The sequence below is a fragment of the Streptomyces sp. NPDC044704 genome, assembly GCF_056433525.1.
In genome coordinates this window covers 611665-635338 of record NZ_JBWKGY010000003.1, presented here as the reverse complement: position 1 = coordinate 635338, position 23674 = coordinate 611665, and the positions used below count along the sequence as shown (strand labels likewise).

General features: G+C 71.4%; 24 protein-coding genes and 4 tRNA genes. 20 read left to right on the top strand and 8 right to left on the bottom strand.

Going from position 1 to position 23674, the window contains the following annotated elements; all coding sequences use genetic code 11:
• The first annotated feature begins 13 nt into the window (after positions 1-13).
• The 4 genes from AC07B0_RS10470 (at position 14) to AC07B0_RS10455 (ending at position 4560) form a co-directional block, all read left to right on the top strand.
• Positions 14-1567 carry a complex I subunit 4 family protein gene (locus AC07B0_RS10470; protein WP_356871162.1) on the top strand — a complete coding sequence of 518 codons (1554 nt, stop codon included), beginning with the start codon at positions 14-16 and terminating at the stop codon, positions 1565-1567.
• Positions 1564-3102, top strand: a complete 1539-nt coding sequence (locus tag AC07B0_RS10465; protein WP_478897563.1) for an NADH-quinone oxidoreductase subunit N — start codon at positions 1564-1566, stop codon at positions 3100-3102. Before AC07B0_RS10470 ends, AC07B0_RS10465 begins: the two co-directional genes overlap by 4 nt.
• A gap of 205 nt (positions 3103-3307) precedes the next feature.
• Entirely contained in the window at positions 3308-4171 is an 864-nt protein-coding gene (htpX, locus tag AC07B0_RS10460) for a zinc metalloprotease HtpX (protein WP_281204202.1), read from the top strand.
• On the top strand, positions 4168-4560 hold the full coding sequence (locus tag AC07B0_RS10455; protein ID WP_356871076.1) for a YccF domain-containing protein: 393 nt from the start codon (positions 4168-4170) through the stop codon (positions 4558-4560). The genes htpX and AC07B0_RS10455 overlap by 4 nt, the downstream gene beginning before the upstream one ends.
• Positions 4561-4814: 254 nt before the next feature.
• Here AC07B0_RS10455 and AC07B0_RS10450 read toward each other — a convergent pair whose 3' ends face one another.
• The 3 genes from AC07B0_RS10450 to AC07B0_RS10440 form a co-directional block, all read right to left on the bottom strand.
• Positions 4815-6053 carry an APC family permease gene (locus AC07B0_RS10450; protein ID WP_478897561.1) on the bottom strand — a complete coding sequence of 413 codons (1239 nt, stop codon included), beginning with the start codon at positions 6051-6053 and terminating at the stop codon, positions 4815-4817.
• 18 nt (positions 6054-6071) lie between these two features.
• A complete protein-coding gene (locus AC07B0_RS10445; RefSeq protein WP_478897559.1) occupies positions 6072-7508 on the bottom strand; it encodes a SulP family inorganic anion transporter in 1437 nt (478 codons plus the stop codon).
• A 250-nt stretch (positions 7509-7758) separates the two neighbouring features.
• A complete protein-coding gene (locus AC07B0_RS10440) occupies positions 7759-8247 on the bottom strand; it encodes a YajQ family cyclic di-GMP-binding protein (protein ID WP_356871070.1) in 489 nt (162 codons plus the stop codon).
• A 202-nt stretch (positions 8248-8449) separates the two neighbouring features.
• Here AC07B0_RS10440 and AC07B0_RS10435 point away from each other — a divergent pair.
• A tRNA-Tyr gene (locus tag AC07B0_RS10435) sits at positions 8450-8531 on the top strand.
• Between the two features lie 97 nt (positions 8532-8628).
• Here the strand turns inward: AC07B0_RS10435 and AC07B0_RS10430 are convergent.
• The gene (locus tag AC07B0_RS10430; RefSeq protein WP_478897557.1) at positions 8629-9180 is read right to left on the bottom strand and encodes a hypothetical protein; all 552 of its coding nucleotides are present in this window, start codon (positions 9178-9180) and stop codon (positions 8629-8631) included.
• Between the two features lie 61 nt (positions 9181-9241).
• Here AC07B0_RS10430 and AC07B0_RS10425 point away from each other — a divergent pair, with 61 nt between their 5' ends.
• Entirely contained in the window at positions 9242-9682 is a 441-nt protein-coding gene (locus AC07B0_RS10425; RefSeq protein WP_356871066.1) for a DUF3574 domain-containing protein, read from the top strand.
• A gap of 18 nt (positions 9683-9700) precedes the next feature.
• On the opposite strand, the gene AC07B0_RS10420 is transcribed toward AC07B0_RS10425, so the two are convergent.
• Together AC07B0_RS10420 and AC07B0_RS10415 are read right to left on the bottom strand one after the other, a co-directional pair.
• Positions 9701-10357: an SDR family oxidoreductase gene (locus tag AC07B0_RS10420; protein WP_356871064.1), complete on the bottom strand. Its 657-nt coding sequence runs from the start codon at positions 10355-10357 to the stop codon at positions 9701-9703.
• A gap of 55 nt (positions 10358-10412) precedes the next feature.
• Complete coding sequence (locus AC07B0_RS10415) at positions 10413-11702, bottom strand: amidohydrolase family protein (RefSeq protein ID WP_356871062.1); 1290 nt, start codon at positions 11700-11702, stop codon at positions 10413-10415.
• A 413-nt stretch (positions 11703-12115) separates the two neighbouring features.
• Here AC07B0_RS10415 and AC07B0_RS10410 point away from each other — a divergent pair.
• The 10 genes from AC07B0_RS10410 to AC07B0_RS10365 all read left to right on the top strand — a co-directional run bounded on the left by AC07B0_RS10410 (position 12116) and on the right by AC07B0_RS10365 (position 18892).
• Positions 12116-12188, top strand: a tRNA-Thr gene (locus tag AC07B0_RS10410).
• 48 nt (positions 12189-12236) lie between these two features.
• A tRNA-Met gene (locus tag AC07B0_RS10405) sits at positions 12237-12309 on the top strand.
• Positions 12310-12397: 88 nt separating this feature from the next.
• Positions 12398-12562, top strand: coding sequence for a 50S ribosomal protein L33 (gene rpmG / locus AC07B0_RS10400; protein WP_003956487.1), 165 nt, complete (start codon positions 12398-12400; stop codon positions 12560-12562).
• A 92-nt stretch (positions 12563-12654) separates the two neighbouring features.
• The gene (locus AC07B0_RS10395; protein ID WP_356871060.1) at positions 12655-13107 is read left to right on the top strand and encodes a MaoC family dehydratase N-terminal domain-containing protein; all 453 of its coding nucleotides are present in this window, start codon (positions 12655-12657) and stop codon (positions 13105-13107) included.
• 1 nt (position 13108) lies between these two features.
• Complete coding sequence (locus AC07B0_RS10390; protein ID WP_356871058.1) at positions 13109-13537, top strand: MaoC family dehydratase; 429 nt, start codon at positions 13109-13111, stop codon at positions 13535-13537.
• Positions 13538-14634: 1097 nt separating this feature from the next.
• Positions 14635-15246: a TetR/AcrR family transcriptional regulator gene (locus AC07B0_RS10385; protein WP_478897555.1), complete on the top strand. Its 612-nt coding sequence runs from the start codon at positions 14635-14637 to the stop codon at positions 15244-15246.
• A gap of 94 nt (positions 15247-15340) precedes the next feature.
• On the top strand, positions 15341-16840 hold the full coding sequence (locus tag AC07B0_RS10380) for a DHA2 family efflux MFS transporter permease subunit (protein WP_478897553.1): 1500 nt from the start codon (positions 15341-15343) through the stop codon (positions 16838-16840).
• Positions 16841-16973: 133 nt separating this feature from the next.
• A complete protein-coding gene (locus AC07B0_RS10375) occupies positions 16974-17372 on the top strand; it encodes a DUF3291 domain-containing protein (RefSeq protein ID WP_356871054.1) in 399 nt (132 codons plus the stop codon).
• A 1-nt stretch (position 17373) separates the two neighbouring features.
• Positions 17374-18474 carry a UDP-N-acetylmuramate dehydrogenase gene (locus AC07B0_RS10370; protein WP_478897551.1) on the top strand — a complete coding sequence of 367 codons (1101 nt, stop codon included), beginning with the start codon at positions 17374-17376 and terminating at the stop codon, positions 18472-18474.
• 1 nt (position 18475) lies between these two features.
• Positions 18476-18892: a hypothetical protein gene (locus AC07B0_RS10365; protein ID WP_478897549.1), complete on the top strand. Its 417-nt coding sequence runs from the start codon at positions 18476-18478 to the stop codon at positions 18890-18892.
• Here the strand turns inward: AC07B0_RS10365 and AC07B0_RS10360 are convergent.
• Complete coding sequence (locus tag AC07B0_RS10360; RefSeq protein WP_356871048.1) at positions 18882-19901, bottom strand: adenosine deaminase; 1020 nt, start codon at positions 19899-19901, stop codon at positions 18882-18884. The genes AC07B0_RS10365 and AC07B0_RS10360 overlap by 11 nt on opposite strands.
• 188 nt (positions 19902-20089) lie before the next feature.
• A complete protein-coding gene (locus AC07B0_RS10355) occupies positions 20090-21316 on the bottom strand; it encodes a pyridoxal phosphate-dependent aminotransferase (RefSeq protein WP_356871046.1) in 1227 nt (408 codons plus the stop codon).
• A gap of 191 nt (positions 21317-21507) precedes the next feature.
• On the opposite strand from AC07B0_RS10355, the gene AC07B0_RS10350 reads away from it, so the two are divergent.
• From AC07B0_RS10350 to rplK, 4 genes are all read left to right on the top strand, one after another.
• Positions 21508-21580: transfer RNA gene (locus AC07B0_RS10350), tRNA-Trp, on the top strand.
• 105 nt (positions 21581-21685) lie between these two features.
• The gene (gene secE / locus AC07B0_RS10345; protein ID WP_030298162.1) at positions 21686-21967 is read left to right on the top strand and encodes a preprotein translocase subunit SecE; all 282 of its coding nucleotides are present in this window, start codon (positions 21686-21688) and stop codon (positions 21965-21967) included.
• A gap of 84 nt (positions 21968-22051) precedes the next feature.
• Positions 22052-22993, top strand: coding sequence for a transcription termination/antitermination protein NusG (gene nusG / locus AC07B0_RS10340; protein WP_356871044.1), 942 nt, complete (start codon positions 22052-22054; stop codon positions 22991-22993).
• A gap of 170 nt (positions 22994-23163) precedes the next feature.
• Complete coding sequence (rplK, locus tag AC07B0_RS10335) at positions 23164-23598, top strand: 50S ribosomal protein L11 (RefSeq protein ID WP_030230579.1); 435 nt, start codon at positions 23164-23166, stop codon at positions 23596-23598.
• Positions 23599-23674 lie beyond the last annotated feature (76 nt).

The window sequence follows — 23674 nt, the reverse complement described above, 5'->3', positions numbered from 1 at the left end:
CAGCCCGTCCGTGATGCAGTTCCTTCTGGCGTTCATCGTGGCCGCACCGCTCCTCGGGTCCGTCGCCGCCCTCCTGCCGGCGCCGCCCGGACTCAAGGGCAAGAGCCCCGAACAGGCCGTGCTCCGCCACGGCGTGACCGTCACCGGTGTCATCCTCGCCGCGGCCCTCGCCCTCACCCTGGGCTTCGACCACGACGCCCCGTCCCGCTTCCAGGCGACGACGGACATCAGCTGGATCCAGGCGCTGAACATCCGGATCCACCTCGGCGTCGACGGCATCTCGCTCCCCCTCCTCCTGATGACCGCGCTGCTGTTCTTCCTCTGCGCGGTGTACAGCTACCACAAGCTCCCCGAAGGGCCCTCCCCGAAGGCCTTCGTCGCCCTGCTGCTCGTCCTCGAATCCGGCACGCTCGCCACGTTCGCCGTCCTCGACCTGCTGCTCTTCTTCCTCGCCTTCGAGATGGTCCTCATCCCGATGTACTTCCTCATCGCCCGCTGGGGCGGCGCTCAGCGGCAGGCCGCCGCCTGGAAGTTCATCCTGTACACCCTCCTCGGATCCGTCGTCATGCTGCTCGGTCTCCTCCTGATCGGACTGAACAGCGGCACCTTCGACATGGTGGCACTCGCCTCTGACAACGGCCGCGAACTGACCCGCACCACCCAGCTCCTGGCCGTCCTCGCCATCGGCATCGGACTCGCCGTCAAAACCCCGATGTGGCCGCTCCACAGCTGGCTCCCCGACGCCCACACCGCCGCCCCCACCGTCGGCTCCGTCCTCCTCGCCGGCGTCATGCTGAAGATGGGCACGTACGGGTTCGTGCGCATCCTGCTCCCCGTCACCCCCGACGGCATGCGCACCTTCGCCCCGTACCTCGGTGCCTTCGCCGCCGTCGGCATCGTCTACGGATCCCTCGCCTGCCTCGCCCTGGCCCGCAAGGGCAACAAGGGCGACCTCAAGCGCCTCATCGCCTACTCCTCCGTGGGCCACATGGGCTTCGTCCTCCTCGGCATCGCCTCGATGACCCCCACCGGAGTCAACGGCGCCCTCTTCGCGAACATCGCCCACGGCCTGATCACCGGCCTCCTCTTCTTCCTGGTCGGCGCCCTCAAGGACCGCTACGGCACCGCCGACCTCGACACTCTCGCCGGAGCCACCGGCGCCGCCCTCTACGGCCGCGCCCCCCGCCTCGGCGCGCTCCTCGCGTTCGCCGCCGTCGCCTCCCTCGGCCTGCCCGGCCTCGCCGGGTTCTGGGGCGAGATGCTGGCCCTGTTCGGGGCCTTCGACCCCGCCGAGGGCCTGTCCCGCCCGGCCTTCCTCACCTACACGGCCGTCGGCGCGTTCGGCACCCTGCTCACCGCCGCCTACCTGCTGATCGTCGTACGGCGCGTCTGCATGGGCGACCCCCAGTCCGGCCCCGAGACCACCCTCGCGGACGTCCAGCGCTACGAGTTCGCCGCCTGGACCCCGCTCGTCGCCCTCACCGTCCTCGCCGGCCTGTGGCCCGCGGTCCTCCTCGGCCTCACCGACCCGGCCGTCCAGAAGCTCCTCGCAGGAGGCAACTCATGACGGCCCTGACGGTCCTCGCCGCCGAGACCCCCAGCCTCGTCCAGTCCGTCGACTGGCTCGCGATCGCCCCCGTGGTCGTCCCCGCCGCCGTGGCCCTGCTCGTCCTGGTCGCCGACCTGTTCCTGCCGGAAGGCCGCAAGCCGCTCCTCGGCTGGATCTCCGTCGCCGGCCTCGCCGCCGCGACCGCCGCCCTGCTGCCCCTGCGCGCCGGCGACCGCAGCACCTTCTGCCTCACCGGCGACCCCGCCGCCTGCAGCTACACCGCCGACCACTTCGCGCTCGTCGTCCAGTTCCTGGTCCTCGCCGGCGCCCTGGTCACCGCCCTGCTGTCGGTCACCGCCGTCCGCGAGACCCGCATGCCGGCCGGCGAGTACTGGTTCCTGCTGCTCTCCTCCGCCGCGGGCGCGGCCCTGCTGCCCGCCTCCCGCGACCTCGCCACCCTGATCGTCGCCCTCGAAGTGGCCTCCCTGCCCGCGTTCGCACTCGTCGGCATGCGCCGCGGCGACCGGCTCTCCTCCGAGGCCGCCCTCAAGTTCTTCCTGTCCTCCGTCACCGCCACCGCCGTGTCCCTGATGGGCGTCGCCTTCGTCTACGCCGCCACCGGCACCCTGCACCTCACCCAGGTCGCCGACCGCCTCGAAGACGTCCCCGCGCGGTTCGACACCCTCGCCATGGCCGGAGTCGCCCTCACCCTCGTCGGCTTCGCCTTCAAGACCGCGGCCGTCCCCTTCCACTTCTGGGTCCCCGACACCTACGTCGGCGCCCCGCTGCCCATCGCCGGATACCTCTCCGTCATCGGCAAGGCCGTCGGTTTCACCGGCCTGATCCTCGTCACGGTCATCGCCTTCCCCGCGTACTCCGACATCTGGGGCCCCGCGCTGGCCGTCCTCGCCGCGCTCACCATGACGATCGGCAACGCCGCCGCCCTGCGCCAGTCCCCGGACCGCCCGAACAGCGCCGTACGGCTCCTCGCCTGGTCGTCCGTGGGCCAGGCCGGCTACCTGCTGGTCCCGATCGCGGCGGCCGCGTACTCCGACCGCGACCAGATCGGCTCCACCATCGCCTACGCGCTGATGTACGCCGCCGTGAACCTCGGCGCCTTCTCCGTGGCCGCGCTGGTCGCCCGGACGAAGCCGCTCCACCGGATCGCCGACTACCGCGGCCTCTACTTCGAGCGCCCCTTCGCCGCCCTCGCGCTGGGCTTCTTCCTGCTGTGCCTCGCCGGACTCCCGCCGGGCATCATCGGCCTCTTCGCGAAGGTCACCGTCTTCCGGTCCGCCGTCGACGCCGGGCTCGGCTGGCTCGCCGTGGTCATGGCGGCCAACGTCGTCATCGCCCTCTACTACTACCTGCGCTGGACGGCCCTCCTCTTCCGCACCCCCGAGGAAGGGGCCCCCGCCGAACGGCCCGCCGCAGCGAAGGTCCCCTGGCCGGTCACCGCCGCGATCGCGCTCACCGCGATCACCGCCGTGGTCCTCTCCGGCGCCCCCGAACTGGCCCTCCGCTTCGCCTCCGGCAGCCTCTTCCCGCAGTAGCCCGGACCGCAGCCCGGCGGGTTCACCCGCACGGCCCAACGCCCGCCGCCGCCCGCCGCCCCCGCCCGCAGGGGCGGCGGCCCCGCCGCGCCCTGGGAACCGTACGGCCCCATCTGGCGTTGACCAGGAAGGGAGGGTCCACTGGACCGTAAGACCCTCAGACCTGGACGGGGTCCCCCCTGCCGCACCACTTGGAGGGCGTACCGTGCACCGCCGGCACAACGGGCTCAAGACCGCCGTACTCCTCGGCGGACTGTCCGCACTGATCATCGTCATCGGAAGCCTCTTCGGACGGACCGGCCTGATCGTCGCCGTCGTGGTCGCCCTCGGGACGAACGCCTACGCGTACTGGAACAGCGACAAGCTGGCTCTACGCGCGATGCGCGCCCGCCCCGTCAGCGAGTTCGAGGCCCCCGAGCTGTACCGCATGGTGCGCGAGCTCTCCACGTCCGCGCGCCAGCCCATGCCACGGCTCTACATCTCGCCCACCGAAGCGCCCAACGCCTTCGCGACTGGCCGCAACCCGCGCAACGCCGCGGTCTGCTGCACCGAGGGCATCCTGCGCATCCTCGACGAACGCGAGCTGCGCGGGGTGATCGGCCACGAGCTGAGCCACGTCTACAACCGGGACATCCTGATCTCCTCGGTCGCCGGAGCCCTGGCCTCCGTGATCATGTTCCTGGTGAACTTCGCCTGGCTGATCCCGATCGGCCGGTCGAACGACGACGAGGGCCCCGGCCTCATCGGCATGCTGCTGATCATGATCCTCGGCCCGCTGGCCGCGTCCGTGATCCAGCTCGCCATCAGCCGCTCGCGCGAGTACGAGGCGGACGCCTCCGGAGCCCAGCTCACCGGCGACCCGCTCGCCCTCGCCAGCGCCCTGCGCAAGCTGGACGCCGGCACCAAACAGCTCCCGCTGCCCGCCGAGCCGCGCATCGAGACGGCGAGCCACATGATGATCGCCAACCCCTTCCGGCCGGGCGAGGGACTGTCCAAGATGTTCTCGACCCACCCCCCGATGGCCGAGCGCATCGCCCGGCTCGAACAGATGGCAGGCCGCAGTCAGTGAAAACCATCCTCAACGTCATTTGGCTCGTGCTCAGCGGGATCTGGCTGTTCCTGGGCTACTGCCTGGCCGGCCTGATCCTCTGCATCACGATCATCGGCATTCCCTTCGGCATAGCGGCGTTCCGCATCGCCGTGTACGCCCTCTGGCCCTTCGGCTACACCACCGTCGAACGCCACGACGCCGGCGCCGGCTCGTGCGTGGGCAACGTCCTGTGGCTGGTCCTGGCCGGCTGGTGGCTGGCCATCGGCCACATCGTCACCGGCATCGCGCTCTGCGTCACGATCATCGGCATCCCCTTCGGCATCGCCAACTTCAAGATGGTCCCGCTCTCCCTGCTCCCGCTCGGCCGCGAGATCGTCCCGACGGACGCCCCCTTCGCCTCCCGGTGACCACCGCCCCGAGGCCGTCCGGACCGAGGGTTATCCACAGGCCCGGACGGCTGTCGGGGGTGTGCGGCACCATGAACGCATGAACGAATACGAGCAGTTGCCGGTGCAAGTCACAGACCGCTTACGCGCCCCCGCGCGCGGGCCCGGGAAGCCCCCGCCCGCCGCCGGGAAGAGCGCCCGGTCCGAGCTCATACCGGGCTCCGCCGCGCCCCCGTACGTCCCGCGCCCCTGACCTCCACGTGATCGGTCCGGGCTCAGACAGCGGACCGGAACCGGCTCCGCACCCCGTAGGCCAGTGCGCCCAGGGCCAGTACGGCCGCCCCCGACACCACCGCACCGAGGGGTAGCGCGCAGGCCAGCACCACACAGCCGGACAGCCCGACCGCTGCCACGGCCCGCCCCTTGACACCTGAACCGAGAGTCCACGCGGAGGCGTTCGCGATCGCGTAGTAGGCCAGCACTCCGAAGGAGGAGAAACCGATCGCACCTCGCAGATCGGTGGTCGCCGCGAGCACCGCCACCACCGCGCCCACCACCAGCTCCGCACGGTGCGGAACCCGATGCCGGGGATGTACGGCGGCCAGCGCGCGCGGCAGATGACCGTCCCGCGCCATCGCCAGCGCGGTCCGCGACACCCCGAGCACCAGGGCCAGCAAGGAGCCCAGCGCGGCCAGGACCGCGCCCACCCGGACGACGGGAGCCAGTCCGGGCCGTCCGGCCGCGCGCACCGCGTCGGCCAGCGGGGCCGTGGACCCCGCCAACACGTCGGCACCGAGCACCGACAGGACCGCCACGGCCACGGCGGCGTACACGAACAGGGCGATCCCCAGGGCGAGCGGCACCGCGCGCGGGATCGTGCGCTGCGGATCGCGCACCTCCTCGCCCAGGGTGGTGATCCGGGCGTAGCCTGCGAAGGCGAAGAACAGCAGCCCGGCGCCCTGGAGCAGCCCGGCGGGCCCGCCCCCGCCCCCGCCCCACAGGCGTCCCGCGTCGGCCGTACCGGAGGTCAGGCACGCCACCACGACCCCGGCCAGCACCGCCAGTACGGCCGCCACGATCAGCCGGGCGATCCGGGCGGACCTCTGCACCCCGCCGTAACTCGCTGCGGTCAGCGCCACCACCGAGGCCACGGCCACCTCGTGCTGCCGCTCCGGCCAGGCGTAGGCGCCGACGGTCAGGGCCATCGCCGCGCAGGAGGCCGTCTTGCCGACCACGAACGCCCAGCCGGCCAGGTGCCCCCAGAACGGGCCGAGCCGCTCGCGCCCGTACACGTAGGTCCCGCCGGAGGACGGGTACCGGGCGGCGAGCCGCGCCGAGGAGTGCGCGTTGCAGTAGGCCACGACGGCCGCCACCAGCAGGGCGGCGAGCAGCAGGCCGCCCGCCGCGCGGGCCGCCGGGGCGAGGGCGGCGAAGATGCCCGCGCCCACCATCGCCCCCAGGCCGACGACGACCGCGTCGAAAACTCCGAGGGTGCGCTTCAAGTCGTGGCTCACGGGCGGAGGGTAGCTGGGCTAGATGACGCCCTCGCGGCCGGGGAGCGGCGCCCGCTTGCGCTCCCATCCCTCCAGGGCGGTCAGACAGGCGTGGTCCATGTGCCGCAGCCCGCTCAGGTCGAGCCGGACCGGCTTCCCGTCCGGCAGGGCGTCCAGCGCGTCCAGGGCGTCGAGGAGTTTGGGCAGCCTCAGGAAGCTGGCGTTCCCCACGACCCGCACGGACAGTTCCCCGCCCTCCCAGACCTCCTCGATGTGCACGTGGGAGGTCTCCCAGGCCGCCTTGGCGATGGCGAGCCCCAAACCGATCAGCACCCCTTCGAAGAGGTTGGTGACCACGATCGCCGACGCCGTGACCAGCAGGACCACGGCCTCGCCCCGGTGCGTGCGCCACAACCCGGCCACCGCCCGCGCCGGCAGCAGCTTCCAGCCCGCGTGCAGCAGCACACCGGCCAGCGCGGCGAGCGGGACGATCTCCAGCAGCTGGGGGAAGGCCACGGCGAAGAGCAGCAGCCAGGCCCCGTGCAGTACCCGGGAGGCCCGGGTGCGGGCCCCGGCCTCCACGTTCGCGGCGCTGCGGACGATGACGGCGGTCATCGGAAGCGCCCCGAGGATCCCGCAGACGCTGTTGCCCACGCCCTGGGCGATGAGTTCCTTGTCGTACTCGGTCCTCGGCCCCTCGTGCATCCGGTCGACGGCGGCCGCGCTGAACAAGGTCTCGGCGGAGGCGATCAGCGAGAGCGCGATCACGGTGCCGACGGCTCCCACGGAGGCCAGCACCCCGAAGTCGGCCCAGCCGGGTGGCGCCACCGCCTCCAGCACCCCCGTCACCCGCACCTTCTCGACGGGCAGGTTCAGCACCGCGGCCACCGCGGTCGCGGCCGCCACCCCGACGAGCGCCCCCGGCACGATCCGCAGCCGCGCCGGAACCATCGGCCAGGCCACCAGTACGGCGATGGTCGCTCCGCCGAGCGCCACGGCGGCCCAGTCGGCTCCCGCCGCGAGCCCGGGAACCCCGCCCAGCTTGGCCAGGGTGTGCCCGGGCGCCGTGACACCGCCCAGGGCGTAGAGCTGCCCGGCGATCAGCACGAGCCCGATCCCGGCCAGCATTCCGTACACGACGGCGACGGAGATCGCCCGGAACCACCGCCCGAGCCGCAGCATCCCCATGCCCAGCTGCAACAGCCCGGCGGCCAGCACCAGGACCCCGAGCGCGGGCAGCCCGTACGCCCGCACCGCCTCGTAGACCAGCACGGTGAGCCCGGCGGCGGGCCCGCTCACCTGGAGCGAGCTGCCGCGGAACCAGCCGGTGACCAGTCCGCCGACGACCCCGGTGACGATCCCCAGCTCGGCCGGTACCCCGGAGGCGACGGCCACCCCCACACAAAGCGGAAGCGCGACCAGCGCGACGACCACCGACGCCGCGAAGTCTTGGCGGAACGTGCCGGCCCCAGGCATGCGAGAACCCCCTGCGTAAGGTGATGGACGGTTCACCCAGCGTGGTGGGCGCACCCGCCCGTGCCTAGTGATCACAGGGGGCCCGCAGAGGAGCACGCGCCGCTCACGCCCCGCACACACCCTGCGAGCGCCCACGGCGAAGGGCACGACGCGGGCGGCCGCCGGGAGCCTCCCCGGCGATCTGCCCCCGTCGTGCCCTCGGGGTTCACTCAGCGGCGTACGGACGGGCCGAAGCCGCCGGACCCGCCGATCAGCGGTAGTTCACGAACTGGATCGCGAAGTCCAGGTCCTTGCCCTTGAGCAGCGCCTGGACGGCCTGGAGGTCGTCGCGGCTCTTGGAGCTGACGCGCAGCTCCTCGCCCTGGACCTGGGCCTTGATGCCCTTGGGGCCCTCGTCACGGATGATCTTCGCGACCTTCTTGGCGTTCTCCTGGGAGATGCCCTCCTCGATCGTCGCGAAGATCTTGTACTCCTTGCCGGACAGCTGCGGCTCGCCGGCGTCCAGCGCCTTGAGCGAGATCCCGCGCTTGACCAGCTTGGTCTCGAACACGTCGAGGACGGCCTTGACGCGCTCCTCGGAGTTCGCCTCCATCAGGATCTTCTCGCCGGACCAGGCGATCGACGCGCCCGTGCCCTTGAAGTCGTAGCGCTGCGAGAGCTCCTTCGCGGACTGGTTGAGGGCGTTGTCGACCTCCTGCCGCTCGACCTTCGAGACGATGTCGAAACTGGAGTCGGCCATGTGCTGTGGCTCCTTGAAGTCGGCTGTGATGTGCCCCGGAGGGCGCGGCCGGACATCCCCGGCCCGCTCGGCAAAGCCTAGCCACCGCACCCGCGTGGGGCGCTGATCAATCCGGTGGCGGACCACCCCCGCACATCGGGTATTGTTTACGTCGTTGCCGCAGAACAACGCCGCAAGGCGGAGGAACTGGGCGACAACCCATGGCGATGTGCCCGAGTGGCCAATGGGAGCGGACTGTAAATCCGTCGGCTTAGCCTACCCAGGTTCGAATCCTGGCGTCGCCACGCGAGTGGAACCCCCGTTCATCTGCGGAAACGCAGCAGGCGGGGGTTTCTTCGCATATCCCGGGGACACCGGGCCCGCCGGAGGCGGAGGCACCGCTCAGGGCGTGTCGGTCACGGTCAGGTGGTAGGTCGTGTCGACCCAGAAGCCGCTCGCCGCCGCGGCCTCGATCTCCAGCACGAACTGACCCGCCGGGAGCGGCTCCAGAGCGCACCACAGACCCCACGCGGTCCTCGGTATCCCCATGAACTGGAACGTCCCCGACGTGAACTCGCTCACCGTCAGCGGAAGGCTGTTCACGGCCGCCGACGCCCGCGTCACCTCCAGCCGCCAGGGCTTCGTCACCAGCGGCACCGCCGGACGCTGCGTGTTCAGGACCGGGAAGAACAGCCGCCGCCCCGTCGGGACGCTGCACCGCCGCACCACCCGGCCGCCGTAGGTCCCCGCGAGGAACCACAGGTCCTCGGGCTGCCGCCAGCCGGCGTACGCCCCCGTGGTGTCGCTGACGGGGCTCCGGTCGAGCGGCGCGGACAGCGCCCACTTCCACCACCGGGCGGCGAGCCGGCCGCCCTCCGCCGCGCTGACCCGCCAGTCCCCGTCACCCATGACCCCGCCCCGGTGCCTCGTACGCCCGCCCCCTGCGGCCGACATCCGGGTGACCCTATCGGGCGCCTCCCGCGCACCGATGGGAGCGTCCGGTCGTTCACCGGCCGTGACATGGACTTCGGACACACGTGGAAAGGTCGGGGGCGGCGTCCTGCTCGCCCTGCTCGGCGCCGGCATCCCGGCGCTGGTGGGGGCCGCGCTGCACACCCCGGTGGGAGAGCCGTACCGGGAGACCCGGCTGTACTTCGGCACGCAGCGCCCCGACGGCCGCGAGCCCGTGACGGAAAAGGAGTTCACGGGCTTCCTCGACCACGAGATCACCCCGGCCTTCCCCGAGGGCCTCACCCTCCAGGACGGCCGCGGCCAGTGGCGCGGCGCGGACGGCACGACCATCCGCGAGACCTCGTACGAGGTGATCCTGCTCTACCCCGAGAAGGAGGCCGAGGAGCGCGGAGTACGCGTCGAAAAGATCCGGCAGGCCTACGAGAAGCAGTTCCAGCAGGACTCCGTCGGACGCTCGGACGACCGGCTGGACGCCGACTTCTGACGCCCGCTCAGCGCCGGTTCAGTTGCCCGCCATGTCCTTGACGGCCACCGACACCGGGGTGGAGCCCGAGATCAGCTCCAGGGTCAGTCCCGCCGTCGCCGGCGTTTCCACCAGCTCGGCCAGCACCGCCGCCACATCGTCGCGCGGGACGGACCCGCGGCCCGTCCGCGCCTCCAGGCGCACCGCGCCCGTCCCCGCGTCGTCGGTCAGCGAACCGGGCCGCAGGATCGTCCACTCCAGGCCCAGCCGGGTCCGGAGGTACTCGTCGGCCTCGCCCTTCGCCCGCAGGTAGACGTCGAACACCTCGTCGCCCTCGTGCCGCGCGTCCGCCCCCATCGAAGAGACCATCAGGAAGCGCCGCACACGGGCCCGTTCGGCCGCGTCGGCGAACAGCGTCGCCGCACCGAGGTCCACGGTCTCCTTCCGCCCGACACCGCTGCCCGGACCGGCCCCCGCGGCGAACACCGCGACGTCCGCGCCCTGCAGGATGCCCGCCACGTGCTCGACGGAAGCCGACTCCAGATCGCACAGCACCGGTTCGGCGCCCGCCTCCCTGAGGGCGTCGCCCTGTGCCGGATCGCGGATGATGCCCGCGACCTCGTACCCGCGCGCGGCGAGCAGGCGCTCCAGCCGCAGCGCGATCTGACCGTGTCCACCCGCGATGACGATGCGCATGTCCCGACCGTACGTCGAGCCGGGCTCCGACGCCCGCGAACGCCCGCCGGACGCCTCAGGGACCCGGCTCCGTACGGCCCTGCCGGGGCAGGTCCAGGGCCACCGCGACCGCCGAGTCGCAGTACTCCCGTACGGCACTCGTACGGGCTACGACACGCCCCCGGTGGATCACGATCCGGCTGTACGCCAGCGACAGCACCCCGGCGATCCGGTCCCCGCGCACGGCCAGCAGCTCCGCCGGGAACCCCGCCTCCACCCGCACCTCGGGCAGCCCCATCGCCTCCCGGGCGGCGGTACTGACCGTCGCGTAGGCCTCCGGCGCGCGCAGCCCGCCCTGGGAGGCCAGCAGGTACGCCGCTTCCAGCGGGTCCCCCCGCCCGACCGGGTTGCCGGCGTCCCGCAGCGCCCCGCTGCCGGCCGTGACGCGGACCCCGGCCGATCGCAGCAGGCGTACGGGGGCCGTGCGCAGGCCGCGGCGCTCCAGGGCCGCACAGTCGCCCTGGGGCAGGCAGGTCACCCGGACGCCGGCCGCCGCGAGCTGGTCGGAGGCCCGGGCGGCCACGTCCAGCGGGAGCCGCGACAGGCCGCCGCAGGGGCCGATGGTCACCCCGGGCCGCAGCCCTCCGGCCATCGCCGCGAGCCGGGCGAGACGGCCCGGGTCGTCACCGTCCGTGTGCAGGTCCACGGGGCAGCCGTGCTCGGCGGCCAGTTCCAGGACCGCTTCGACGAAGCCCGTCGGATCGGGGTCCAGGTCGGGGCAGCCGCCGATCACCGACGCGCCCATCTTGACGGCGTCGCGCAGCATGGCCAGCCCGTCGGCGCCGGCGGCCCCCGTCAGCAGCCGGGGTACGGCCACCGCCGTCAGGTCGGTGAGCCCCCGCAGCGACCGCCGCGCCTGGAGGACGGCCTCCATGGGACCGAGCCCGTGCACGTCCCCGATCCGTACGTGGGAGCGGACCGCGGTGGCCCCGTGGCCGAGCTGGAGCAGAGCGGCCTCGGTGGCGCGGCGCTGCACCTCGTCGGGCGCGTACGAGACGGGCCCCTCACCGTCGGCGGTCAGGGCGGTGTCCCCGTGGGCGTGCGGTTCGGCGGGGGCGGGGAGCAGCAGGTAGCCGCGCAGGTCGACCCGGGCCAGGGAGGGGGCGGTCAGGCTGCCCGCGGTGCCGACGGCCTGGATCCGGCCGCCGCCGAGCCGCACGTCGACGGTGCGGCCGTCCGTGAGCCGTGCCCCGGCGAGCAGCAGGCCGGACGCCTCGGGCGCGCCCCCGCCGGCGGGGGCGCGGGAGGGGCCTTCGGCCGGGTTCCGCGGGGAGTGGGAGGGCTGCTGCGGCTGGCTGTCGGACATCGCGCTCCTGCGGTGGCTCGGGCGGTTCCTGTGCCGTGGCCGCAGCCCGCGGCCCAAGATCACGCAGCGTGGTCAGAGCCTAGGGCGCGGGACTGCCCGCTTCGCGGAAGAGCGCAATAGTCGTACCGGTGTGGTGCCCGCGCGCCCCGGCGCGGACGACCGCCCCGGCGCGCGACCGGGGGAGGGTGCGGGGACGGGCGGGGAGGGGGCGGGTGACGGCCGTCGGGGCACGTGGTGCGGCCGTGGCGCTGGTGGAGGGGTGGCGCGGTGTGAGCCCGCCCACAAACAGCCCGGAAATCGGGCCGGAGGCCACTCGGGCGGTGATCAAGAATCCCTTCCGACCCCGGCCCGAGCCCAGTCCCCGCAAAGGATTTGGGCGATCGGCGGGCAACCGTGTAATGTCTTCATCGCTCGCCCCAATAGCTCAGTCGGTAGAGCGTCTCCATGGTAAGGAGAAGGTCTGCGGTTCGATTCCGCATTGGGGCTCTGGTGAGAGAGGTTCCCCACCCTCGGGTGGGGAACGGATCTCATCAAAGCGGCGTAGCTCAGTCGGTAGAGCAAGCGGCTCATAATCGCTGTGTCACCGGTTCAAGTCCGGTCGCCGCTACACCCAGTAGCCGATTGCGGGGTCGGTCTCCCGATCGGCTACTCTTTTATGCGTTCATCCGTCCCATAGTCCGTCAAGGAGCACTCACGTGGCTGCCACCGACGTCCGCCCGAAGATCACGCTGGCCTGCGTGGAGTGCAAGGAGCGGAACTACATCACCAAGAAGAACCGGCGTAACAACCCGGACCGACTTGAGATGAAGAAGCACTGCCCGCGTTGCAACTCGCACACCGCGCACCGCGAGACCCGCTGATCCTGGCGAAGTCTCGAATATAGGCACCGTCATGAGGTCGTCCCCGTCATTGGGGGGCGGCCTTGTGTCGTTTCAACAGGAGGTAGTGAGCCATGGCCCTTGACCAGACCTTCGTCGGGCGGACCTACCCGCCCACCGAGCCGTACGAGGTCGGCCGGGAGAAGATCCGCGAATTCGCGGTCGCGGTGGGTGACGAGAATCCCGTCTACACCGACCCGGAAGCGGCCAAGGCGCTCGGTCACCCCGACGTGATCGCACCTCCGACCTTTGTGTTTGCCATCACGTTCAGGGCGGCGAACCAGGTCGTCGACGACCCGCAGCTGGGGCTCGACTACAGCCGCGTCGTGCACGGCGACCAGAAGTTCGCGTACGTCCGTCCCGTGCGCGCGGGTGACCGGCTCTCGGTCACGTCGACGATCGAGGCCGTGAAGTCGATGGCGGGCAACGACATCATCGACATCCGCGGCGAGGTCCACGACGCGTCCGGTGAGCACGTGGTGACGGCGTGGACCAAGCTCGTGTCCCGCGCCCCCGAGGAGGCCTGAGATGACTGCCCAGATCCAGTACGCCGACGTCGAGGTCGGCACCGAACTGCCGGCGGCGTCCTTCCCCGTGTCGCGCGCCACGCTCGTCCGCTACGCGGGGGCCTCCGGCGACTTCAACCCGATCCACTGGAACGAGAAGTTCGCCAAGGAGGTCGGACTGCCGGACGTGATCGCGCACGGCATGTTCACCATGGCCGAGGCGATCCGCGTGGTGACCGACTGGGCGGGCGACCCGGGCGCGGTGGTGGAGTACGGAGTCCGCTTCACCAAGCCGGTGGTGGTCCCGAACGACGACAAGGGCGCGCTGATCGAGGTCACCGCGAAGGTCGCCGCCAAGCTGGACGACAACCGCGTACGGGTGGACCTGACGGCGAGAAGCGCGGGCGAGAAGGTCCTCGGCATGTCCCGCGCGGTGGTCAGACTGGCCTGAGGGCGGGCGGTCGGGCGGGGTCGGGGGCGGCGGGGTCTTAGCTGGTCCGTATCGGGGAGGGTTTGGTGGTTTCCCGTCAGTCTCATCGTCTCTCCGGGCTGGACCGGTCCCTCAAGGGCGCTCCCTGCGGTCGCGTCGCTTCGCGATGGCCTACGGCCACCCTTGACCGACCGCCCCACCCCGGAAAGCCGAAGACCGACGGGAACCCCCCAAAAGAACGGTCACGGGGAAGAGGGGGAGGAGCGGGTCTCTCAGCGATGAGCCGAGGGGCCGGGGGTCGGCATGCCGGGCACACGGCCCCCTCGCGGCCCCTTCCGGGACCGGGCTCCTGGCTTACCCACCCGAAATGACGACCAGATCAGCCTGGCGTGCAGTCAGGCGCATCGGATCGCTACGCGCTCCTCTCGGCTTAGCGTCCGACGACCGTCTGGGGCTGGACATAGACCGCCCACACGCCCCACCCATCACCCTTGACGTGCGGCTACCGCCCGCCTGTCCTCCTGCGGTGACATCCCCCGGCAGGAAAGACCCCAGACTGCCCCTGAAAGTGACCACGGCCGGTCGTCGGCCGCTGAGACGGCATCGGGCACAGATGCCTCCTGCGGCCTATGTCCAGCCCCAGACGGGCCGCTGCCGCTGAGCCGAGAGGAGCGCGTAGCGATCTCACGCGCGCCTGACTGCTCCCCAGGTCGTCGTGGTCGTCATTTCGGGTGGGTAGGCGGTGGTCTGGTCCCGGAAGGGGGCGCGAGGGGGCCGTGTGCCCGGTCGGCCGACCCCCGGCCCCTCGTCGCTGCGCTGACGGGGCCGCTCCTGCCGGTCCGTCCCCGTGACCGTTCTTTTGGGGGGTTCCCGTCGGTCTTCGGCTTTCCGGGGTGGGGCGGTCGGTCAAGGGTGGCCGAAGGCCATCGCGTAGCGACGCGAACGAAGTGAGCGCCCTTGAGGGACCGGTCCACCCCGGAGAGACGATGAGACTGACGGGAAACCACCAAACCCTCCCTGACGCGGACCAGCTAGGACCCCGCCGTCCCCCGACCCCGCCAGCGCCAGCACACCCCCACCCCTTGACCAGGTTAGTGATTGAGCACTAACTTAAGGGCATGGCAAGGATGAGTGCGGAAGAGCGGCGCGAGAGCGTCGTGCGGGCCGCCATGCACGAGTTCGCTCGTGGTGGCTACTACGGGACGTCCACCGAGGCGATCGCCAAGCGCGTCGGTGTCTCGCAGCCGTACCTCTTCCGGCTCTTCCCGAACAAGCAGGCCATCTTCCTCGCGGCCACCACCCGCTGCATGGAGGAGATCAGGCTGGTCTTCGAGGAGGCCGCCAAGGGGCTCAGCGGCGAGGAGGCCCTCGACGCCATGGGCGAGGCGTACGGGCGGCTGATCGCCGAGCAGCCCGACAAGTTGCAGATGCAGCTCCAGGTGTACGTGACCGTGGCCGCCGCCGAGGCGGCGGGGGAGCCGGAGTTCGGCAAGCTGGTCCGTGCCGGCTGGATGGATCTGTGGGACACGGTGTGCGCGCCCCTCGGCGGGGACAACGAGCGGGCCGGTGCCTTCATGGCTCACGGAATGCTGATCAACACCCTCGCGGCCCTCGGATTCCCGTCCGACCACCGGGTCTGGCAAGGGTGCTGGCCCTCCAGCGGGGAGGCCCGCGAGGCCAACGAGGCCCACGAAGCCACCGAAGCCACCCAAGCCGCCGACCGCCCGTAACCCCCACCCCACCCCCACCCCACCCCCGCACACCGCTGCGGTCTGCCCGCGAAAGTTAGTAATCAGTCACTAATACAGCTGATCAGGGGACATCGTGAGCACAGAACCCGTCACCGCACCGGCCGGTGAGCCCGTCCAGGGGTCCGGCCTCCGAGGGCCCGCCGTCTGGGCCCTCGTCATCACCGGGGTCGCCAGCTTCATGGCCGCCCTCGACAACCTCGTCGTCACCACGGCCCTCCCCGCCATCCGCGCCGACCTCGGCGGGAAGCTGGAGGACCTGGAGTGGACGGTGAACGCCTACACGCTGACCTTCGCCGTCCTGCTCATGTTCGGCTCCGCCCTCGGGGACCGCTTCGGCCGCCGCAGGCTCTTCATCGTCGGGCTCGGGATATTCACGGCCGCCTCCGCCGCGGCCGCCCTCTCGCCCGGCATCGACGCCCTCATCGCCGCCCGCGCCGTCCAGGGCGTCGGAGCGGCGATCATGATGCCGCTCACCCTCACCCTGCTCACCGTCGCCGTCCCGGCCGCCCGCAGGGGCATGGCCCTCGGCATCTACGGCGCCGTGACCGGGCTCGCCGTCGCCAGTGGCCCCCTGATCGGGGGCAGCCTCACCGAACACGTCTCCTGGCAGTGGATCTTCTGGCTGAACGTGCCGGTCGGCCTCGCCCTGATCCCCCTCGCCCGGCTGCGCCTCGCCGAATCCACCGCGCCGGACTCCCGGCTCGACGTCCCCGGCACCCTGCTCATCAGCGGCGGCCTCTTCGGGATCGTCTACGCCCTGGTCAACGCCAATGCCGAAGGCTGGACCAGCGCCCCCGTCCTGACCGGGCTCATCGCCGGCAGTGCGCTCATCGGCGCCTTCGTCCGCCACGGCTTCCGCCACGCGAACCCCGTGCTCCCCATGCGGCTCTTCCGTGACCGCGGGTTTCTCGGCATCAACATCGCGAGCCTGCTGATGTTCCTGGGGATGTTCGGCTCGATCTTCCTGCTCAGCCAGTTCCTCCAGGGCGTCGCCGGCTATTCGCCCACCGAGGCCGGGCTGCGCATGCTCCCCTGGACCGGCATGCCGATGATCGTCGCCCCGCTCGCCGGGATCCTCTCCGACCGGATCGGCGGGCGGCCCGTCGTCGCCGCCGGGCTGGCGTTCCAGGCCCTCGGGCTCGGCTGGTTCGCGGCGGTCCTGAGCACGGACGTCTCCTACGCCGCTCAGCTGCCGGCCCTGATCCTGAGCGGGATCGGCATGGCCCTCTACTTCGCCCCGGCCGCCAACGTGCTCATGTCCACCGTGCGCCCCGCCGACCAGGGCAAGGCCTCCGGCACCAACAACGCCCTCCGCGAGGTCGGCGGCGCCCTCGGAGTGGCCGTGCTCGCCTCCGTCTTCTCCGCCCAGGGCGGCTACGAGACCCCGCAGGCCTTCACCGACGGGACCGTCCCCGCCCTGTGGATCGGGGCCGTCGCCGTCGCCCTCGCCGCCGGGTTCGCACTGCTCGTGCCGCGCAAGGGCAGCCGCCCGCGGCCCGCGCCGGGGCCCGGGGCCGGGTCCGGGACCGGGTCCGAGGCGGCCGCCGTCCGGAAGGTGCCCGTCTCCGGCTGAGCCCCCCGGCACACCGGTCCCCATTCCACCGGCCCCGCTCGCCGGCCGGGGCCGCGCTCGGGCGCGGCCGGGGTGACCGCAGCACCGCCCGCGCACGAAGTTCCGTACGACTCATCGCGAAGGAGCGCCCGTCATGCCCGACATCCCCTGGTCCACGCCCGTCCAGCCCGCCCCCGACGCCGAGGTCTACGTCATGGCCTCCCGCTTCGAGACCGTCACCCTCCTCGGAGCCTTCAAGTTCTTCCTCAAGGCGCCCGGGATCATCGCGCAGATCCGCAAGGCCCCCGGCGCGCACGGCGTCGCCCTCCGGGCGCGGGTCCTGCGCCGCACCTTCCTCACCCTCTCCGCCTGGGAGGACCGGGACGCCCTCTACCGCTTCGCGGGCAGCGAGCCGCACCGCTCCAGCTCCCGCGCCGCAGCCGCCCACATGAAGGAATCCGAGTTCACCTTCTGGAGCGTGCGCGCCTCGGAACTCCCCCTCACCTGGGCCGAGGCCGAGCGCCGTCTGGCCGAGCGCGAGCAGGCCCACTGAGGTGCCCCGCCGGGATGCGAGGGGGGCGGACCGTACTCTTGTCCACGTGCAGGAACTCCACGACGCCCCCCTCGCCCCGCTGACCACCTTCCGCCTCGGCGGCCCCGCGGCCCGGCTGGTCACCGCGACCACCGACGCCGAGGTCGTCGACGCCGTCCGCGCGGCGGACGCCGCCGGCACTCCGCTGCTGGTCATCGGCGGTGGCAGCAACCTGGTCATCGGCGACGAGGGCTTCGACGGCACCGCCCTGCGCATCGCGACGACCGGGTACGCCCTCGACGGCACCCGCCTGGAACTGGCCGCCGGCGAGAACTGGAGCGACGCCGTCGCCCGTACCGTCGAGGCGGGCCTCGCGGGCATCGAATGCCTCGCCGGCATCCCCGGCTCGGCCGGCGCCACCCCCATCCAGAACGTCGGCGCGTACGGGCAGGAAGTCTGCGACACCATCACCGAGGTCGTCGCCTACGACCGCACCAGCGGCGAAACGGTCACCCTGACCGCCGCCGAGTGCGGCTTCCGGTACCGCAACAGCACCTTCAAGGACCAGCCCGACCGGTACGTCGTCCTGCGCGTGCGCTTCGCCCTGGAGGACGCGGGCGGCCTCTCCGCCCCGATCAAGTACCCCGAGACGGCCCGCGCCCTCGGCGTCGAGGCCGGCGACCGGGTCCCGGCCGCCGCCGCCCGCGAGACCGTCCTGCGGCTGCGCGCGGGCAAGGGCATGGTCCTCGACCCCACCGACCACGACACCTGGTCGGCCGGCTCCTTCTTCCACAACCCGATCCTGACCGACGAGGCCTACGCCGCCTTCCTCGCCCGCGCCCAGGACCGCCTCGGCCCGGACACCACCCCGCCCGCCTACCCCGCGGGCGAGGGCCGTACGAAGACCAGCGCGGCCTGGCTGATCGACAAGGCCGGCTTCACCAAGGGCTACGGCACCGGCCCCGCCCGGATCTCCACCAAGCACACCCTGGCCCTCACCAACCGCGGCCAGGCCACCACCGAGGACCTCCTCGTCCTGGCCCGCGAGGTCGTCGCGGGCGTCCACGAGGCCTTCGGCGTCACGCTCGTGAACGAGCCGGTGACGGTCGGCGTCCGCATCTGACATGCACTGCCCCCTGCACGGGGCCGGTACGGACCCGACGCGCCTGGTGGGACGCGAGATCTGCCGGGTCGTCGCGTCCTGGCACGTCTGCGAAGGCGAACGCTCCGAGGCGCCGCTCGACGTGTGGCTGATCGACAGCGTCGGCGACTCCACGCGGATCACCACCGGGTCGGACCAGTGCCTCATCGTCGAGTCCGCCGCCCCCCACGAGCCCTACGACCTGGGGGAGTGGGGCCGCGTCGAGGTCGGTGAGGACCTCGGCGAGCACCCGTTCCTGCGCCACGTCGGCCATACCATCGCCTCGGTCGCCGAGTTCGCGCTGCCCGCACGGGGCCGCACCCACCTGGAGATCGGCTTCCCGGGCGGCCACCGGGTGCGTGCCGACTGCTACGAGGGGGACCTGCGGCTCACCCGCTGAGCCAGTGGTCGATCCCGTCCAGCAGCTTGGCCTGTACGTCGTCCGGCGCCGCCGAACCGCGGACCGACTGGCGGGCCAGCTCGGCCAGCTCCGCGTCCGTGAACCCGTGGTGGCGGCGGGCGATCTCGTACTGGGCCGCGAGCCGGGACCCGAAGAGCAGCGGGTCGTCCGCGCCCAGGGCCAGCGGTACGCCGGCCTCGAAGAGGGTGCGCAGCGGGACGTCCTCGGGCCGCTCGTACACGCCGAGGGCCACGTTGGAGGCGGGGCAGACCTCACAGGTGATCTGGCGGTCGGCGAGCCGCTTGAGCAGCCGCGGGTCCTCGGCGGCCCGTACGCCGTGGCCGATGCGGGAGGCGTGGAGGTCGTCGAGGCAGTCGCGGACGGAGGACGGGCCGCTGAGTTCGCCGCCGTGCGGGGCCGCGAGGAGGCCGCCGTCGCGGGCGATGGCGAAGGCCCGGTCGAAGTCGCGGGCCATGCCGCGGCGTTCGTCGTTGGAGAGCCCGAAGCCGACGATGCCGCGGTCGGCGTAGCGGACGGCGAGGCGGGCGAGGGTGCGGGCGTCGAGGGGGTGCTTCATGCGGTTGGCGGCGATGACGACCCGCATGCCGAGCCCGGTCTCCCGGGAGGCCGCGTCCACGGCGTCGAGGATGATCTCGACGGCGGGGATCATGCCGCCCAGCAGGGGTGCGTAGGAGGTGGGGTCGACCTGGATCTCCAGCCAGCCGCTGCCGTCGCGGACGTCCTCCTCGGCGGCCTCGCGGACCAGCCGGCGGATGTCGTCGGGCTCGCGCAGGCAGGACCGGGCGGTGTCGTAGAGCCGCTGGAAGCGGAACCAGCCCCGTTCGTCGGTGGCCCGCAGCTTGGGGGGCTCGCCGCCGGTCAGGGCCTCGGGCAGCCGGACGCCGTACTTGTCGGCGAGTTCCAGCAGGGTCGACGGTCGCATCGACCCGGTGAAGTGCAGGTGGAGGTGGGCTTTCGGCAGAAGCGTGAGATCGCGTACGTGCTCCATCTGGTGATCCTGCCGTACTCGTCACCCGATCGGCAGCCGCTTTCCCTGAACGGGACCTTGCCCGAACGTAAATATGAGCTGCCGGAGGCGCGGGGCCGCGAGGGGCGCGGGGCCGTGAAACGCCCGAGCGGCGGCTCCCGGGTGGGGAACCGCCGCTCGGAGGTGCCGGAGCTGCCGGAGGGCTAGGACTAGGCCTTGGCCTCGGCGAGGAGCTTCTGGAGCCGGGACACGCCCTCGACCAGGTCCTCGTCGCCCAGTGCGTACGACAGGCGGAGGTAGCCGGGGGTGCCGAAGGCCTCGCCGGGGACGACCGCGACCTCGGCCTCGTCCAGGATCAGCGCGGCGAGCTCGACCGAGGTCTGCGGGCGCTTGCCGCGGATCTCCTTGCCGAGCAGGTCCTTGACCGACGGGTACGCGTAGAACGCGCCCTCGGGGGTGGGGCAGAAGACGCCCTCGATCTCGTTCAGCATCCGCACGATGGTCTGGCGGCGGCGGTCGAAGGCGGTGCGCATCTCGTGGACGGCGTCCAGGTTGCCGGAGACGGCGGCGAGCGCCGCGACCTGGGCCACGTTGGAGACGTTGGAGGTGGCGTGCGACTGGAGGTTGGTCGCGGCCTTGACGACGTCCTTCGGGCCGACGATCCAGCCCACGCGCCAGCCGGTCATCGCGTACGTCTTGGCGACGCCGTTGACGACGATGCACTTGTCGGCGAGCTCGGGGACGATCGCCGGGAGCGAGACGAACTTGGCGTCGCCGTAGACGAGGTGCTCGTAGATCTCGTCGGTCAGGACCCACAGGCCCTTGTCCGCGGCCCAGCGGCCGATGGCCTCGGCGTCGGCCTCGCTGTAGACGGCGCCGGTCGGGTTGGACGGGGAGACGAAGAGGACGACCTTGGTGCGCTCGGTGCGCGCCGCCTCCAGCTGCTCGACGGAGACCCGGTAGCCGGTGGTCTCGTCGGCGACGACCTCGACCGGGACGCCGCCCGCGAGGCGGATCGACTCCGGGTAGGTGGTCCAGTACGGGGCCGGGACGATGACCTCGTCACCCGGGTCGAGGATGGCCGCGAACGCCTCGTAGATGGCCTGCTTGCCGCCGTTGGTCACCAGGACCTGGGACGCGTCCACCTTGTAGCCGGAGTCGCGCAGCGTCTTCGCGGCGATGGCGGCCTTCAGCTCGGGCAGGCCGCCGGCCGGCGTGTAGCGGTGGTACTTCGGGTTGCGGCAGGCCTCGACCGCGGCCTCGACGATGTAGTCCGGGGTCGGGAAGTCGGGCTCGCCCGCACCGAAACCGATCACCGGACGCCCGGCGGCCTTGAGGGCCTTGGCCTTGGCGTCGACGGCGAGGGTGGCGGACTCGGAAATGGCGCCGATACGGGCGGACACCCGGCGCTCGGAGGAAGGCGTTGCAGAGGTCATGCGGCCAATCGTCCCAGACGGTCCAGAAGGCCCGCACACCGTTTCAGGTACCGGACGGAGCACATCCGGATCTCTTCTGTTCGACGTCAGGGCCTGGACCACGTACACTCACCTGTCGTTGGTCCTCACCAGCCGCCCAGAGCGCGAGCACTCCGTGCACTCGCTCGGATGCGGTAGGTTGGGGAACGCAAAGGGTCGTAGCTCAATTGGTAGAGCACTGGTCTCCAAAACCAGCGGTTGGGGGTTCGAGTCCCTCCGGCCCTGCTTCACACTCCTTCTCGGATGTGTGCGCAGGTACGTACTTCGATGCAACGCCGTGCGGCGCAACCGGGCGCGGCTACGGCCACGACCCGGATTCAGGTGAGAGACATGACGGACGCCCTGGGCTCCATCGACATGCCTGACGCCGAGGACGACACTCGCGAGAAGAAGGCCCGCAAGGGCGGCAAGCGCGGCAAGAAGGGCCCTCTCGGCCGGCTCGCGCTGTTCTACCGCCAGATCGTCGCGGAGCTCCGCAAGGTCGTCTGGCCCACCCGAAACCAGCTCACGACGTACACCACCGTGGTGATTGTCTTCGTCGTCATCATGATCGGTCTGGTGACCGTGATTGACTATGGGTTCCAGGAAGCCATCAAGTTCGTCTTCGGCTGATCCCCGCGGAGGGCGGCGCCTTGATGGGTGCCGCCCGTTTTCGCATGTTCCACCACCTTTTGTATCCAGGAAGAAGCAGCCACCGTGTCTGACCCGAACCTGAACGTGAGCGACGAGTCCGTCGAGTCCGTCGAGTCCGTTGAGGACCAGCTCGACATCGTCGAGGGTGCCGACGCCGTGGACCCCGACGAGGCCGAGCTCGCCGACGCCGACGCGGGCACCGCCGCCGAAGAAGCCGCGCTGCACGTCGAGGACGAGGTCGACGCCGAGGCTGAGGACGACGCCGAGGTCGAAGAGTCCGCCGACTCCGAGGACGACGAGTCCGCCGAGGACGAGGGCGACGTCGAGGCCGCGGACGAGACCGGCGAGGAGGCCGAAGAGGCCGCCCCGGTCGAGCCCGCCGAGCCCGTCGACCCCATCCAGGCCCTGCGCGACGAACTGCGCCTGCTCCCCGGCGAGTGGTACGTGATCCACACCTACGCGGGCTACGAGAAGCGCGTGAAGGCGAACCTGGAGCAGCGTGCCGTCTCGCTGAACGTCGAGGAGTTCATCTACCAGGCCGAGGTGCCCGAGGAAGAGATCGTCCAGATCAAGAACGGCGAGCGCAAGAACGTCCGGCAGAACAAGCTGCCCGGTTACGTTCTCGTCCGCATGGATCTGACGAACGAGTCCTGGGGCGTCGTCCGCAACACCCCCGGTGTCACCGGCTTCGTGGGCAACGCGTACGACCCGTACCCGCTGACCCTGGACGAGATCGTCAAGATGCTCGCGCCGGAGGCCAAGGAGAAGGCCGACAAGGCCGCCGCCGAGGCCGCCGGTCTGCCGGCTCCCGCCGTCAAGCGCACCATCGAGGTCCTCGACTTCGAGGTCGGCGACTCGGTCACCGTCACCGACGGCCCGTTCGCGACGCTCCAGGCGACCATCAACGAGATCAACCCCGACTCGAAGAAGGTCAAGGGCCTCGTGGAGATCTTCGGCCGCGAGACCCCGGTCGAGCTGAGCTTCGACCAGATCCAGAAGAACTGATCCAGATCTTCTGAGCGACGCTTCCGAAGCAGGTCAGATCGCCCCGTAAAGGGTGGTCTGACCTGCTCGGTTTTTAGCCCCGCGCCTGTACCCGTTATCGTGGTGCGGTATGCCTCCATCCGGATGACCGGTTGGCGGCTGAAAACTCTCACTAGGACCCGGAGAGAGCAATGCCTCCCAAGAAGAAGAAGATCACGGGGCTTATCAAGCTCCAGATCAAGGCCGGTGCGGCCAACCCGGCTCCGCCGGTCGGCCCCGCGCTCGGTCAGCACGGCGTCAACATCATGGAGTTCTGCAAGGCCTACAATGCCGCGACCGAGTCGCAGCGTGGCATGGTCGTGCCGGTGGAGATCACGGTCTACGAGGACCGTTCCTTCACCTTCATCACCAAGACTCCGCCGGCCGCGCGCCTCATCCTGAAGAGCGCGGGCGTGGAGAAGGGCTCCGGCGAGCCGCACAAGACCAAGGTCGCGAAGCTCACGCGTGACCAGGTCCGCGAGATCGCCACGATCAAGATGCCCGACCTCAACGCGAACGACATCGACGCCGCCGAGAAGATCATCGCCGGCACCGCGCGTTCGATGGGCATCACGGTCGAAGGCTGATCCAGCCACCCCAGCACGACAGTGGTAGGACCAAGCGCTGGTCCGCACCACGACTCCACGCCTGAAGTCACAACAC